The sequence below is a fragment of the Bradyrhizobium sp. USDA 4011 genome (genome assembly GCF_054063415.1).
On sequence record NZ_JBSSGG010000001.1, the window covers coordinates 2,594,991 to 2,609,791 of the forward strand.

Annotated in this window: 14 protein-coding genes; 3 read left to right on the forward strand and 11 right to left on the reverse strand. The window is 65.6% G+C overall.

The features are described 5' to 3' along the window. From ACVW1C_RS12160 to ACVW1C_RS12190, 7 genes are all read right to left on the reverse strand, one after another. Entirely contained in the window at nt 1–1,011 is a 1,011-nt protein-coding gene (locus ACVW1C_RS12160; protein WP_456758618.1) for an NAD(P)H-dependent flavin oxidoreductase, read from the reverse strand. A 21-nt stretch (nt 1,012–1,032) separates the two neighbouring features. Further along, nucleotides 1,033–2,220 (reverse strand): acetyl-CoA C-acyltransferase, encoded by a 1,188-nt coding sequence (locus tag ACVW1C_RS12165; protein WP_456758619.1) that lies wholly within the window; start codon nt 2,218–2,220, stop codon nt 1,033–1,035. Nucleotides 2,221–2,235: 15 nt separating this feature from the next. Beyond that, complete coding sequence (locus ACVW1C_RS12170) at nt 2,236–3,366, reverse strand: acyl-CoA dehydrogenase family protein (protein WP_456758620.1); 1,131 nt, start codon at nt 3,364–3,366, stop codon at nt 2,236–2,238. Nucleotides 3,367–3,437: 71 nt separating this feature from the next. Continuing rightward, the gene (locus tag ACVW1C_RS12175) at nt 3,438–4,619 is read right to left on the reverse strand and encodes an acyl-CoA dehydrogenase family protein (RefSeq protein ID WP_456758621.1); all 1,182 of its coding nucleotides are present in this window, start codon (nt 4,617–4,619) and stop codon (nt 3,438–3,440) included. Between the two features lie 12 nt (nt 4,620–4,631). Further along, entirely contained in the window at nt 4,632–5,369 is a 738-nt protein-coding gene (locus ACVW1C_RS12180; RefSeq protein WP_456758622.1) for an SDR family oxidoreductase, read from the reverse strand. Between the two features lie 51 nt (nt 5,370–5,420). Next, nucleotides 5,421–6,968, reverse strand: a complete 1,548-nt coding sequence (locus ACVW1C_RS12185) for a class I adenylate-forming enzyme family protein (protein WP_456758623.1) — start codon at nt 6,966–6,968, stop codon at nt 5,421–5,423. 53 nt (nt 6,969–7,021) lie between these two features. Continuing rightward, complete coding sequence (locus tag ACVW1C_RS12190; protein ID WP_456758624.1) at nt 7,022–7,660, reverse strand: DsbA family protein; 639 nt, start codon at nt 7,658–7,660, stop codon at nt 7,022–7,024. Nucleotides 7,661–7,868: 208 nt separating this feature from the next. Between ACVW1C_RS12190 and ACVW1C_RS12195 the strand changes: the two genes are divergently transcribed. Next, nucleotides 7,869–8,381 carry a winged helix-turn-helix transcriptional regulator gene (locus tag ACVW1C_RS12195; RefSeq protein WP_456758625.1) on the forward strand — a complete coding sequence of 171 codons (513 nt, stop codon included), beginning with the start codon at nt 7,869–7,871 and terminating at the stop codon, nt 8,379–8,381. Between the two features lie 13 nt (nt 8,382–8,394). Here ACVW1C_RS12195 and ACVW1C_RS12200 read toward each other — a convergent pair whose 3' ends face one another. From ACVW1C_RS12200 to ACVW1C_RS12210, 3 genes are all read right to left on the reverse strand, one after another. Then, nucleotides 8,395–9,270: a PhzF family phenazine biosynthesis protein gene (locus tag ACVW1C_RS12200; protein WP_456758626.1), complete on the reverse strand. Its 876-nt coding sequence runs from the start codon at nt 9,268–9,270 to the stop codon at nt 8,395–8,397. Nucleotides 9,271–9,297: 27 nt separating this feature from the next. After that, complete coding sequence (locus ACVW1C_RS12205; protein WP_456758627.1) at nt 9,298–10,341, reverse strand: alpha/beta fold hydrolase; 1,044 nt, start codon at nt 10,339–10,341, stop codon at nt 9,298–9,300. A 110-nt stretch (nt 10,342–10,451) separates the two neighbouring features. Continuing rightward, entirely contained in the window at nt 10,452–12,773 is a 2,322-nt protein-coding gene (locus tag ACVW1C_RS12210) for a molybdopterin guanine dinucleotide-containing S/N-oxide reductase (protein WP_456758628.1), read from the reverse strand. 401 nt (nt 12,774–13,174) lie between these two features. Here ACVW1C_RS12210 and ACVW1C_RS12215 point away from each other — a divergent pair, with 401 nt between their 5' ends. Next, nucleotides 13,175–13,834, forward strand: coding sequence for a hypothetical protein (locus tag ACVW1C_RS12215; protein ID WP_456758629.1), 660 nt, complete (start codon nt 13,175–13,177; stop codon nt 13,832–13,834). After that, a complete protein-coding gene (locus ACVW1C_RS12220) occupies nt 13,831–14,097 on the forward strand; it encodes an HGGxSTG domain-containing protein (RefSeq protein ID WP_456758630.1) in 267 nt (88 codons plus the stop codon). Before ACVW1C_RS12215 ends, ACVW1C_RS12220 begins: the two co-directional genes overlap by 4 nt. A 451-nt stretch (nt 14,098–14,548) precedes the next feature. Here the strand turns inward: ACVW1C_RS12220 and ACVW1C_RS12225 are convergent, their stop codons facing one another. Next, nucleotides 14,549–14,788, reverse strand: a complete 240-nt coding sequence (locus tag ACVW1C_RS12225) for a hypothetical protein (RefSeq protein ID WP_456758631.1) — start codon at nt 14,786–14,788, stop codon at nt 14,549–14,551. Nucleotides 14,789–14,801 lie beyond the last annotated feature (13 nt).

Sequence of the window (14,801 nt, forward strand, 5' to 3'; positions counted from 1 at the left end):
TCAGGCGACCGCGCGGGCCGCCGTGGTTTCAAACTTGCCGTCGAGGAAGCCGGTCAGCCGCTGCCGGATGATCGCTTCGGCCTCGCTCATGATGCGGTCGATCAGTTCCTTGACGGTCGGGATGTCATGGATCAGCCCGACCACCATGCCGCAACTCCAGGCGCCGGCATCCATCTCGCCGTCGATCATCACCTTCGGGTAGACGCCGGCGACCTGCTCGTGGATGTCCTCGATCTTCAGCCTGGCGCCCTTCTCGTGCTCGATCTCGAGCAGCTCATCGACGCCCTTGTTCTTCAGCACCCGTTCGGTGTTGCGCAGCGCGCGCATCACGAGGCGAGTGTCGAGCTCGTCGGCATCGAGCAGCGCCTGCTTCACATTGGCATGCACCGGCGCTTCCTTGGTCGCGATGAAGCGGGTGCCCATGTTCATGCCGGCGGCGCCCATCGAAAGCGCCGCGACCAGGCTGCGCGCATCCGCCATGCCGCCCGAGGCCACGAACGGGATTGTCAGCTCGTCCGCCGCGCGCGGCAGCAGGATCATGTTGGGGATGTCGTCCTCGCCGGGATGGCCGCCGCACTCGAAGCCGTCGACGCTGACCGCATCGCAGCCGATCTTCTCGGCCTTCAACGAGTGCCGCACCGAGGTGCATTTGTGGATCACCTTGATGCCGGCTGCCTTCAGCGCCGGCATATACTGTTCCGGGCTGCGGCCCGCGGTCTCCACCGCCTTGACGCCGCCCTCGCGGATAGCAGCGATATATTCCGGATAGGGCGGCGCGGTGAAGCTCGGCAGGAAGGTGAGGTTCACGCCGATCGGCTTGTCGGTCATGTCGCGGCAGCGCGCGATCTCCTTCGCCAGCAACTCCGGCGTCCGCTGGGTCAGGCCAGTGATGATGCCGAGGCCGCCGGCGTTGGACACCGCGGCCGCCATCTCGGCGAAGCCGACATAGTGCATGCCGCCCTGGATGATCGGATGCTGGATCCCGAACAGTTCAGTGATTGCTGTCTTCACAAGTTTCTCCCGCGTTTCCGGTCAGTGGACGATTTCGAACAGGCCCGCCGCGCCCATGCCGCCGCCGATGCACATGGTCACCACGCCGTATTTCGCCTTGCGCCGCCGGCCCTCGATCAGAAGGTGGCCGGTGAGCCGCGCCCCGGTCATGCCATAGGGATGGCCGATCGCGATCGAGCCGCCATTGACGTTCAGCTTGTCCGGATCGATACCGAGCTTGTCGCGGCAATAGATCACCTGCACCGCGTAGGCCTCGTTGAGCTCCCAGAGATCGATGTCGTCGATCTTCAGATTGTGCCGCTTCAACAGCCGCGGGATCGCCGCGACCGGGCCGACCCCCATCTCATCCGGCTCGACGCCGGCGGCGACGAAACCGCGGAAGATACCGAGCGGCTTCAGCCCCTTCTGCGCGGCGATCTTGTCGCTCATGATCACGCAGGCCGAAGCACCGTCCGAGAGCTGGCTGGCATTGCCGGCACTGATGGTCTTGCCCTCGAACACCGGCTTGATCTTGGCGAGCCCGTCCGCCGTGGTATCCGGCCGCGGACCCTCGTCCTTGGCCAAGGTCACCTGCTGGAAGCTGACCTCCTTGGTGTCCTTGTTGACCACGGCCATTTTGGTCGTGATCGGAACGATCTCGTCGTTGAAGCGGCCGCCCTGCAGCGCGGCGCCGACGCGGCGCTGGCATTCCAGGCTGTATTCGTCCTGCTTGTCGCGGCCGATCCCGTAGCGCTCGGCGACGACCTCCGCCGTCTCCAGCATCGACATGTACATCTCGGGCTTCATCGCCATCAGCTCGTCATCGACGGCGTGGAACCTGTTCATGTGCTCGTTCTGCACCAGGCTGATCGATTCGATGCCGCCGCCGATCGCGATCTCGACGCCGTCGAGCATGACCGAACGCGCGGCGACCGCGATCGCCTGCAGCCCGGAGGCGCATTGCCGGTCGATGGTGGTGCCGGCAACCGTAACCGGAAGTCCGGCCCGGATCGCGCCCTTGCGCGCGACATTCATCACCATGGTGCCCTGCTGCATCGCGCAGCCCATCACCACGTCCTCGACCTCGCCGGGCGCGATGCCGGCGCGCTTGACTGCTTCGGCCATGACGTGGCCGGCAAGGGTCGGGCCGTCGGTGTTGTTGAGCGCGCCGCGGTAGGCCTTTCCGACGCCGGTGCGCGCGGTGGAAACGATGACTGCATCTTGTGACATGCTTGCCTCTCTGGCTTATGCGACCGCGTCGAGCTGCGCATAGCGCAGCACGTGATAGGCGGGATCGCCGAACTGGATGTTGATGGAGGAAATCCGCTTGAAGTAGTGGCCGACATTGAGCTCGTCGGTCATGCCCATGCCGCCGTGCAGCTGCACCGCTTGATCAGCCACGAACTTGCCGGCATAGCCGATCTTGGACTTGGCACCCGAAGCGAGCCGGGAGACGCCGGCCTCGTCGTCGCTGAGACCGAGGCTGAGATGCTGCATCAGGGACAGCGCTTCCTGATGCGCGATGAACATGTCGACCATCCGGTGCTGCAGCACCTGGAAGCTGCCGATCGTGACGCCGAACTGCTTGCGCGTCTTGGAGTAGTTCAGCGTCGCATCGTTCAGCTCGCCGATCGCGCCGACCGCCTCGGCACAGAGTGCGCCGATGGCCCGGTTGCGGCAGGCCTCCAGCGCGGCGACGCCCTCGCCTTCCCTGCCCAGCAATTCTCCGCGTACGCCGCGCAGGCTGATCTCGGCCGCCCGGCGGCCATCGATCGTCCTGAAGCTCTGCAGATCGAGATTGGCGGCGCGGCGATCGACCACAAACAGGCTGACGCCGCCGCGATCGTGGCGATGGCCCGAGGTCCGCGCCGACACGATCAGATAGTCCGCCCAAGGCGCGGCCATCACTGCCGTCTTCTCGCCGGTGAGCACATAATCATTGCCGTCCCGGCGCGCTGTCGTGGCGACCGCGGCAAGATCGAAGCGCGAGCCCCTCTCGGACCACGCCAATGCCCACAGCTTCGACCCCGCGATGATATCGGCGATGTAGGCCTGCTTCTGCGCGTCGGAACCTGCCTGCTCGATCAGGCCGCCGGCCACAACGACCGTCTCGATGAACGGCTCGACCACGAGATGGCGGCCGAACTCCTGCATGATGATCATGGTCGACAACGGTCCGCCGCCGAACCCGCCGACGGCTTCTGCGAATGGTGCGGCGAGCAGGCCAAGCTCGGCGAACTCGGCCCAATGCTTGCGGCTGAAGCCGTCCTCGCTCGCGACGATCTTGCGGCGCGCATCGAAGTCATATCGGTCGCGCAGCAGCCGCTGCACGCTGGACCGCAACAATTCCTGCTCTTCCGTGAACTGGATATCCATCCGATCCTCTCGTGCCGCTGCTGCTAGAGCGCAATAAGAAGCGCTCCAGGTCTTCGTTTGAGCATCACGCCCTAGAGACCAAGCACCGCCTTGGCGATGATGTTGCGCTGGATCTCGTTCGATCCGCCGTAGATCGAGAGCTTGCGCGAGTTGAGATATTTCTCCGACGCCGTGTGGCCGTAGTCCGGGCCCGGCATGAAGCGGTTGGCGCTGACCGGATGCTCGCGGATCGCAAGGCCGTCATTGCCGATCGCGCGATGGGTCAGCTCGGTGATATCCTGGAATATCTCGGTGCCGCGGATCTTGAACAGCGAGGCCGCCGGCCCCGGATCGATGCCGCGCGCCATCTGGGCGACGACGCGAAGCTCGGTCGCCTCCAGCGCCAGCACGTCGAGCTCGACGCGGGCGATGTCCCTGATGAATTCCAGGTGCGCCGGATCGTCTTCCGGGATCTCGGCCTTCACGATCTTCTTCAGCCGATCGATGTAGCGCGTCGAGCGGCCGATGCCAGCCATGCTGGTGCGCTCGTTGCCGAGCAGGAATTTGGCGTAGGTCCAGCCCTTGTTCTCCTCACCGATCAGGTTCTCGGCGGGGACGCGGACGTTCTCCAGGAAGACGTCGTTGACCTCGTGCGAGCCGTCGATGGTGATGATCGGACGCACCGTCACCCCCGGCGACTTCATGTCGATCAGGAGAAACGAGATGCCGGATTGCGGCTTGGCGGCCGGATCGGTACGAACCAGGCAGAAGATCCAGTCGGCGTGCTGCGCGAGCGTGGTCCAGGTCTTGTGGCCGTTGACGATGTAGTGGTCGCCGTCGCGCACCGCCTTGGTACGAACGGTGGCGAGATCGGAGCCGGAGCCCGGCTCCGAATAGCCCTGGCACCACCAGTCCTCCCCGGACAGGATGCGCGGCAAGAACTTCGCCTTCTGCGCCGCGTTGCCGAACGTGTAGATGACGGGGCCGACCATGGTGACGCTGAACGCCAGCGGCGGCATGGTGCCGGCGCGCGTCGTCTCCTGCTCGAAGATGAAGCGGCGCGTGATCGACCAGCCGGGCCCGCCATATTCCTTGGGCCAGAGCGGTGCGATCCAGCCCTTGTTGTGCAGGATGCGATGCCAGAGCAGCATCTGCTCCTTGGAAAGATCGGTCTCCGGATTGGGGACGCGCATCTCCGCCGGATAATTGTCCTTGATGAAGGCGCGGACTTCGTCGCGAAATGCCGCGTCTTCAGGGGATAGCGCGAGCTCCATCTGCCGTGCTCCCTACCACTTCTCGCCGAAGGGCCGGATTTCCAGCTCGAAGGTCCAGGCACTCTTCGGCTGCTGGTAGAGCTGCCAGTAGGACGCGGCGACCGAAGCCGGTGGCATCAACAGATCGGGATTGTCGAGCGCGTTCGGGCCGAGTGCCTCGATGCGGCGCTGCCGCACCCATTCGGTGTCGACGCCGGAATCGATGATCAGATGCGCAACGTGGATGTTCTTCGGTCCGAGTTCGCGCGCCATCGCCTGCGCCACGGCGCGCAGGCCGAACTTGGCACTGGCAAAGGCAGCATAACCGCTGCCGCCGCGCAGCGACGCGGTCGCGCCGGTGAAGAAGATGTTGCCCTCTCCACGCGGCAGCATCAGCCGCGCCGCCTCGCGCCCCGCGAGGAAACCCGAGTAGCAGGCCATCTCCCAGACCTTGCGGAACACGCGCTCGGTGGTCTCCAGAATCGGGAAATTGACGTTGGCACCGATGTTGAAGATGCAGACCTCCAGCGGCGCATGCTTGTCGGCGTCGTTGAGGAAGGAGATGATCTCCTCCTCCTTGCGCGCATCGAGTGAGCGCGCATGGATCTCGCCGCCGGCTGCCTCGATCTCCTTGACAAGCGGCGCGAGCTTGTCGCCGTTGCGGCGGCCGGCGAAGACCGTGAAGCCTTCGGAAGCGAACTTCTTGGCGATCTCGCCGCCGATGAAATCACCGGCACCAATGACGGCGACCGTCTTGTTTCTCTTCTGCATGGTGTACTCCGGCCTTGTTTGAGTGGACTGGCTTGCGGCGGCGGCTCAGCCTCAGCTGCGCAGCGACTCCGCGAGCTTGTGCTTCAGGAGCTTGCCCGTCGATGTCGCAGGCAGCGCGTCCATCAGGATAATCTCGGATGGACGCTTGTACGAGGTGAGTTGCGGCGCAATATGGGCCATCAGGTCCTGCACGGTGGCCGTCGAACCCTTGATCAGTTGCACAAACGCAATGACCTCCTCATTGCCCTCGACCGGCCGGCCGACCACGGCGCACTGCACAACGGCATCGTGCGTGCTCAGCACCGCCTCGATCTCGGCCGGATAGACGTTGAACCCGGAGCGGATGATCATCTCCTTGGTGCGCCCGACGATGTACAGGATGTCATTCTCGAAGCGCGCCAGGTCGCCGGTGTTGAACCAGCCGTCGGGGTCGATCGCCTTGGCGGTCAGATCAGGCGCGCGGTAATAGCCGCGCATCACGTTCGGGCCGCGGACATGCAGCTCGCCGACTTCGCCCGGTGCAACCGGCTTCAGGTCGCGGCCGACCAGTTTTGCCTCGATGCCCGGCATCACGGTGCCGACCGCGTGGTCGGCCCGCGGGTTGTCGGGCCGGACGCCGGAGATGCCGGGCGAGCATTCGGTGATGCCATAGCCGTTGAGCAGGGGCAGCCCGAGCTCCTGCTCGACCCGGGATTTAAGCTCAAGGTCAAGCGGCGCGCCGGCCACCGAGATCACACGCAACCGGCCGCGATCGAGCTTCGGCAGGCCGGCGTTGCGCCGGTATTCGAGCAGACGCTGATAGGTGGCGGGCACGCCGTTCAGGATCGTGATGCCCTCCTCGGCCATCGCCCTGACCAGCGCGGCCGGATCGTACTTGGCGACCAGGCGCAACGTAGCGCCGACCATCAGGGTCATCGTCAGGAGCGAGATGCCGACGATATGCGAGATCGGCAGCACGCAATATTGCACGTCGTCGGCGGCCATCTTGCGGAAGCCTGCGGTGCCCCGGGCACTGAAGAGGAGATTGCGGTGGGTCAGCATCACGCCCTTCGGCGTGCCCGTGGTGCCGGACGTGTAGATCAGGACCGCGACCTGGTTTGCACCGTCGGCCTCGACCGGCTCGGCGGTGGTCGCTAGGTTCAGGCCGGTGACGGCAACGCCACGGAGCGGGCCGACATCCTGCACGACAGCTTCATAGCGCGCGGCATGCGCGGCGGCCTCTTGCGAGACGTCAGCGGTCAGCAGCACGCGGCGGGCACCGCTGTGATCCCTGATCTGATCCAGCTCCCGCGGCGACAGCCGCGGATTGACCACGATCGACCAGACATCGAGCCGGCTCGCCGCCAGCAGCAGGCAGGCCAGCGGAATCGAATTCTCGCTCACGATCATCATGCGGTCGCCGGCGCGGATGCCGAGCGCCTGCAATGCCTCGGCGACGCGGCCGATTGTTCGATCGAGCTCGCGATAGGTCAGCCGCCCCTTGTCGTCGATCAGCGCCGGATGATCTGGCGTCGCCGCGACGTGATGATCGATCACCTCGTGGATGCGGTTCGGCAAGCCTTCCACACTTCCTTCGATAATCTGGATCGGCGCCTGCACTGAAACCTCCCTGTCGCAGCCCTTCGGGCTTGTTGTGTTGAGGACTTTCCCGCTCAGGCGGTCTTGCGCTGCCCCGCAGCCAGCTGCGCGACGATCTCTTCCTCGACTTCGCGCACCTTGTCCTTGCCGAAGAAGATCTCGTTGCCGACATAGAACGTCGGCGATCCGAACGAGCCGCGCGCGACCGCGTCGCTGGTGCTGTCGATCAGTTTCTTCTTGACGTCATCCTGCTGGGCGCGGGCGATCAGACGATCGATGTCGAGACCCGAGGACAGGAACGCCTCGCGGAAGACCTGCGGGTCGTCCATCTTCTTGGGTTCAACCCACATGTGGTTGTAGGCCGCCCGGAAATAGGGCTCGAACACGCCTTCGAACTGCGCGGCCACCGCGCCGCGCATCAAGGCCAGCGTGTTCACCGGAAAGAACGGGTTCATGGTGAACTTCGTGACGTTGTAACGGCGCAGGAAGCGCTCGGTCTCGAGCGCGTTGTATTCGGGCTTGTTCTTGATCCCGCGCAGCGACTCGCCGGGCGACACATTGCCGGTCGCCTTATAGACGCCGCCGAGCAGCACCGGGATGTACTCAAACTTGACGCCGGTGCGCTTCTCGATCCCCGGCAGCGCGAGCTCGGCGAGATAGGCGTTCGGACTTCCGAAATCGAAATGGAATTCGACCTTGAGCGGAGCAGCCATGGAACGCCCTTCCCTTCGATGGGCGGCAATCGCCTGTTGCCGCCGGTTGATCGTGATGCGGACCATAAGTTCTATTTTAGAACTGTCAATATGATATTTGTCATCCAATGGCCGTGAGCCAGCCACTACGTAGGCATCCTATTGAAATGACGTTAGTTCTATTTTAGAATTTTATGTGCGATGCCGTCGCAGATCGCAGGAGACGCCGATGAAATGGGATACCCTCGAGGAGGAGCCGTGCTCGCTGGCCCGCACCGTCGCTGTGATCGGCGACCGCTGGAGCCTGTTGATCCTGCGCGAATGTTTCCTGCGCATCCGACGGTTCGATGACTTCCAGGCATCGCTCGGAATTACACGGCATCTGCTCGCCGACCGGCTGAAGAAGCTGGTGCGGTTCGGCGTGCTGCGCAAGATTCCCTATCAGGAGGCGCCGAAGCGCTACGAGTACATCCTGACCCAGAAGGGTCTCGACCTCTATCCGATCATCATGTCGATCGTGCACTGGGGCAACATTCACATGGTCGATGCGCGCGGCCGGCCGATGCTGCACGAACACAAGACCTGCGGGAAGATGTTCGATCCCGTCATGGTCTGCTCGGAATGCGGCGAGCCGCTGACGGCCAAGTCCGTCCACGTGCATCCGGGCCCCGGCGCGCGGAAGTCGTCACCGGTGCACGCGCGGGCGCAGGAACGGGCCAAGCGCGCCGCCGAATCGAGCTAGAGATCAGCTCGCTTCAGTGTGACGGCGCGGCCATCAGCGCGACATTGCCGCCGAGCAGGCAACCGACGGGACGGCCGCCGGCAAAGCCGATGCGGACGCGAATCTCCGACAGACGCCCCATCGCCCTGCCCTGCAGGATTCGAATCTCCGCGTCGTTCGGCGCGACCAGACCGCTGTCGAGCAGGCCGAATGCCAGCGCCGCGGCCGCAATGCCGGTTGCGGCATCCTCGCGATAACCCGACGAGCGCGGGAATTGCCGCGCCTCGAACAGGCGCGCCTCGCGGTCGATCACCGCGAACGGATAGAGCCCGGTCGATCCGATCCGGCCGCAGACCGCTTCGACGGCCTCGGGCGCGGGATCCAGCGCATTCAGCGCATCGGGAGAGCGCATCGGGATCAACGTCTTGATCCGCGATGTGACCGCATTGCAGGGCGTCGCCCGGCCGATCGCATCCGGCGCGACCGCGAGCGCCCGCAGCACGTCATCGCGTTGACTTGCGGTCAGCGGAACAGTCTTTCCGGCCGGCTGGGTGATCTCGACACGGGGCTCGCCGTCGCGATCCCGGCTGATGAAGCCGGTGACAGGACCGCTGCGCGTCGAGATCCGGACCGTATCGCCGGGCAGCTTTCCATGGCGCGCCAGCAGCCAGAGCGCACCGACGGTGGCGTGGCCGCACATCTCCATTTCGTGGTTCGGAACGAAGAAGCGGAACGTGGCGTCGAAATCGTCACTCTGCGCCGGCAGCACGAAGCCGGATTCGTGACCATGACGGCGGGCAACGTCCTGCATCTCGGACGCGCTCATGCCGCTCGCATCGACCACGATCGGACAGGGATTGCCGCCCTGCCCATCCACCGTGAACACACTGACCAATTCGGCTGTCGTCATGATGCCGTCCGCTTGTCCCACCGACTCTTATTTGACCAGCGCAGCACCGGTCTCCGGATGCTGCAGCCAGCCGAGCAGCGCCGCGTGGAAGCGCGCCGGCGCCTGGATCTGCGGCGAATGGCCGAGGTCGGGGAATTCGATCAATTGCGCATGCGGAATCCGCTTCGCGGCCGCCTTGCCCAGCGCCGGATAATTGCCGAGCGTCTTGCGAATCTCGGGCGGCGCGGTGTCCTTGCCGATCGCGGTGGTGTCCTTGTCGCCGACAAGCAGCAGCGTCGGCGGCTTGATCTGCTCGAACTCGTAGAACACCGGCTGGGTCGCGATCATGTCGTAGAGCCGCGCCGAACTCGATGCCACGGCGGCGCGGCCCTCCCCGCGATACATGCCGGCCAGCATCTGCACCCAGGTCTCGTAGGACGGATCCCAGGTGTCGGCGTAGTAGGTGGCGCGCTCATAGGCGCGGATGCTGTCGGCGGTGACGCGCGTCTCGCGCTGCATCCAGCCGTCGAGGCTGAGCCAGGGCACGCCCTTGGCCTTCCAGTCCTCGAGCCCGATCGGATCGACCAGCACCAGGCGGTCGGTGGCGTCCGGATACATCAGGGCGTAGCGCATCGCCAGCATGCCGCCGGTCGAGTGGCCGACCATGATCGCATGCGCGATCCCGAGCGAGGCGAGCAGCGCGCGGCTGTTGCCGGCGAGCTGTTGGAAGGTGAACTGATAGCGTTCCGGCTTACTGGATTTGCAGAAGCCGATCTGGTCCAGCGCGATCACGCGGTAGCCGGCGCCGCTGAGCGCCTTGATGGTGCCGTCCCAGGTCGCGGCGCAGAAATTCTTGCCGTGCAGCAGCACCGCGGTCTGCCCGTTCGGCGTCGCTGGCTTGACGTCGAGATAGGCCATGTCGAGCTCCTGCCCCTGCGAGCTGAAGCGATAGTGCTCCACAGGATAGGGATAGTCGAAACCCTGCAATTCCGGTCCGTAGGCCGGCTCGGCGGCGGATTGCGCCGATGCGCTGGACGAACCGAGCGCGACGGTCGCGGCGACGGCAAGATGAAACAGGGTTTTCAGGTGCATCTCGGCAAATCCGGAAAATCAGGGGCGATCCGGTGATGCCGTAGCCGAACGGTCGGGCGCCATCCAGCGCCCGCCGATGATTTGTTCGTGATCGGCCGTAAGTCCCCCGGCTACGCCGGATCGAACGCCCGGATCGGCGGCAAATTGCCGTTGAAGCGCTCCACCTCGACCGTCGTGAGCTGGCCGGTGCAGCCCTGCGCGAAGGATGACGTGCCGATGTCACGGGTCAACACGTTCGGATTGCCGTGGACGCAGAGCGGCGCCTCCTCCTCGGGGTCCATCGGGTCATACCAGGCGCCGGTCGGCAGCTGCACCACGCCGGGCGCGATGCCGTCGGTGACAAGCACCGCGGCAAGGCAGGCGCCGCGGGCGTTGAAGATGCGGATGATGTCGCCATCAGTGATGCCGCGCGCCGCAGCGTCGCGCGGGTTCATGCGCGCGACCTCGCGGCCGCGATGCTTGGCCTCTTGCGAGTGGCCGCCGAAGTCGAGCTGGCTGTGCAGGCGCGTCACCGGCTGATTGGCGACCAGAAAGCACGGCGCACCTGATGTCGGCGTATCGGTCTTCGCGAGCCAGACCGGATGGCCCGGGCAGTCCGCGTCGCCATGGCTAGCGATCTTCTGCGAGAAGATCTCGATCCGCCCGCTCGGCGTCGGCAACGGCCGCGCCACCGGGTCCTCGCGGAAGCGGCGCAGCGAGCCGCCGTCGTCGAGATGCTGCGGCACCACCAGGCTGCCGCGTTGCCAGAATTCCTCGAAATGAGGGGCCTCCAGCCCGCGCGCGGCGAGCGCCTCGCGGGTCGGCTCGTAGAGATGTTCCAGCCATTGCCGCGACGTGCGTCCCTCGGTGAACGGCTCGCGGGCCCCTAACCGGTCGGCGAGATCGGCGAAGATCTCGTAGTCGTCGCGGGCGAGGCCGAACGGCTCGGCGATCCGGTGCATCGCGACCATCAAGGGATCGTTGCTGGAATAGCCGATGTCCTCGCGCTCCAGCGTCATGGTCGAGGGCAGCACGATGTCGGCGTGGCGCGCGGTGGCGGTCCAGGCCAGTTCATGCACCACCAGCGTGTCGAGCCGCGCAAAGGCCTTGCGCAGGCGGTTGAGGTCCTGGTGATGGTGGAACGGGTTGCCGCCGGCCCAATAGACCAGGCGGATGTCCGGATAGACGCGCGTCTCGCCGTTGTAGCGATAGGTGGTGCCGGGATTGAGCAGCATGTCGGCGATGCGCGCCACCGGAATGAAGTCGGCGACGCCGTTGCGGCCTTGCCCCAGCGTCGGCCCCGGCACGGCATTGACGCGACGCCCGTAATAGCCGATCGCACCGAGCGAATAGGCATAGCCGCCGCCGGGCAGGCCGATCTGGCCGAGGGCTGCCGCCAGCACCATGCCCATCCACACCGGCTGCTCGCCATGCTCGGCGCGCTGCAACGAATGCGACACGGTGATCAGCGCGCGCCGCCCGGCGAGCCGCCGCGCCAGCGCCTTGATGGTGCCGGCATCGATGCCGCAGATCGCGGCGGCCCATTCTGCGCTCTTGGGCACACCGTCGGCCTCGCCGGTCAGATAGCGCAAAAACACCGGCCAGCCCTCGGTGTAGCGATCGAGGAAGGCCTGATCGTGCAGGCCTTCGGCGACCAGGGTGTGGACGATGCCGAGCATCAGCGCGGTGTCGGTGCCGGGCACCGCCGTCAGCCATTCGGCGCCGGCCTCGACCGGCAGATCGTCGCGCAGCGGGCTGACCAGGATGAACCGGCAGCCGCGCCGCTGCGCCGCCTCCATGGCGCCGCGCTCGACATGCTTGCTGATCGAGCCGCCAGCCACCATCGAGTTCTTCAGCGCCATGCCGCCGAATGCCAGCACGATGTCGGTTTCCGCGGCGATCTGCTCCCAGGTGACGTTGCGCTTGGTGATGTCCTCGTAGCCGCCAAGGATCTGCGGCAGCAGCACCGAGGACGCGCCCGAGGAATAGCTGTTCACCGAACGCACATAGCCGCCGAGCGCGATGTTGAGGAAGCGATGCACCTGGCTCTGCGCGTGGTGGAAGCGGCCCGCGCTCGACCAGCCATAGGAGCCGCCGAACACCGCGCCGGGACCGACCGTGTCGCGGATCCGCGCAAGCTCGCCGCCGAGCAGGTCGAGCGCCTGCTCCCAGCTGACCGAGACGAACTCGTCGCGGCCGCGCCGATCGTCCGGCCCGGGACCGCGCTCGAGCCAGCCGCGGCGGATCGCCGGCTGCGCGATGCGCGCCTGGTGACGCAGCGCGCCGGGGAAGTTGTTGATGATGCGGTTCGGATCGGGATCGCCGCCATAGGGCCGGACTTCGAGGCCGGCTTGGCCGAGCCGCGCCGAGAACACGCCCCAATGCGAGGTATGCGGCTTGAAACCATCGGACAGATCGAGGCCGGGATCGGGGTAGCCAATGGTTTCGCTCATCTCATCTCCTTCATCTGCAGGCCGGCGGTCCGGCCGCGCCTCGGTCGCAACGCTCCGGCCAGTATAATGATCCGATCGGCACGCGGTACCCGCCGGCCGGTTATCGCCCCGTGCCTTGCCGGCATGACTGCGGGTGATGGTGCCGGAACGCCCCGCCGCTGGGCGCGCCGCCAAAATATCGAAAACAACCCCATGCAAAGGAGCGGCGGCGGCCAGCGTTCGACGAGGCAACTTGACACGTCGGGCAACTCAGGGGTATTTTTCCAATATTCCGAAATCGTGCAAACGCCCCCTCGCCCGCACCAGCGGGCGCGCCGGGTGCGTTTGCGCCCAAACCCTCCTCACAACCGACATCGCGCCGGCGCCCGCAGCGAGCGATCGCCTGTGCGCGTGCCGCGCGCGTGACCACTGCACCTGACATTGCCGTGCCGACAACGGCGGCCGCAACCGATCAGACCCCGGCTGCCACAGCCCCACGGATAAAGCTCTCGCCGCGCGGATACGCCATCGACCACCCCGACCCGAAGCTCGGCGAACAGCTGATGGCGAACGCACTGGGCGTCGCCGATCGCGACGCGATGGAGGGCATCCTGCGGCAATTGGTCAAGGCCAGCGTGAGCGGCGGCAAGGCGTGCAAGGTCAATCTCGCCTTCATGATCTCGATGGTGAAGAGCATTGGCCCACGGGATTCCGTCGAGGCCATGCTGGTGGCGCAGATGGTTTCGGTTCATGTGATGGCGATGCGCTGCGCCCATCACCTCGCGCATGCCGACGACCTCGCCCAGCACGACAGCGCCGCGCGGGCGCTCGGCCGGCTCACCCGCACGTTTCCCGCCCAGATCGACGCGCTGACCCGCTACCGCAGCCAGCGCGAGCCCGCCATCACCGTGCAGAACGTGAAGGTGGAGGACGGCGGCAACGCCATCGTCGGCAACGTCACCCAGCATGCGAACGTGATCGTCTCGGACAAGCCGCCGGCACCCGCGGCGCGGGCGCTGAGGCCCGCGGGCTCCAGGCGACGGCATGATTGCGCCGGTGCCGGGCAGGACGCGCAGGCATGAGCGGTCACAGCGGCACGATCGGCCCGATGCGGGCGAGCCCGCGCTGCGGCGCCAAAACCCGCTGCGGCGGTGCGTGCCGCGCGCCGGCGGTGCACGGCAAGAGGCGCTGCCGCATGCACGGCGGCGCAAAGGGATCCGGCGCGCCAAGGGCAAACCGGAACGCGCGCAAGCACGGCCTGTTCACCAAGGATGCGATCGAAGAGCGGAGGGAGATACGGGCGCTGTTGGGGGACGTGCGGAGGTTGTTGGACGGGATGAGGTGACGCTGTTTTCCGGGCAATCTTGTGCAGCTTGCGGCGCGATTCATCTACGCAACCCTCGCAGGCGCACCTTGGATGAAGCCTCATTCACAAAGTTCTCGCAATCCAGGGGTGTAAATATGCTCGCATCCACTCACCACCAGATAATGGGACAGCGGACCAATGAACCGCGTGCAGATGTAGCGGCATTCGCCGTCTATCTGATCCAGATCGAGAACCTTAGGCTCATGCCGTGACAAGAGCCGCTTTGCCTATTGGGCGGCCCAAGCGAGGTTAATGCGCGCGGCAAGGAGGCTGCCAGCTACGCAACCGCAATCTCCCCTTAGCCGCATGCACCTTCGTTTCTCAATTCATCACGAGCCCGGTGCGGTCCACAGCAACAGCAAGCCACGAATGAAGCGATGAGCGCACTAAGCCGGGCGCTGCGTGCGCGCCCGGCTCGTTGTCGCATCGCCTAGAACGGAATCTCCTCGCCCCAATCGGTCAGCTTATTTGGATCGATCGCGTAGTGTTTGGCCAACGCGGTAACGAATGCAGGCAGTTGATTATACACTCGCTTGCGAACCTCAAACTTCGCCTCGATCAGAGGTTTGACGTCTCGCTGAAGTGTAATCTCGTCCCAGAAATACGGGCCTCCGGGCACGTCAACGTCAACATACCCGTCCCACTCACTCACCTCGTAGAGCAGCCGCACCTTGCCGTGCGCG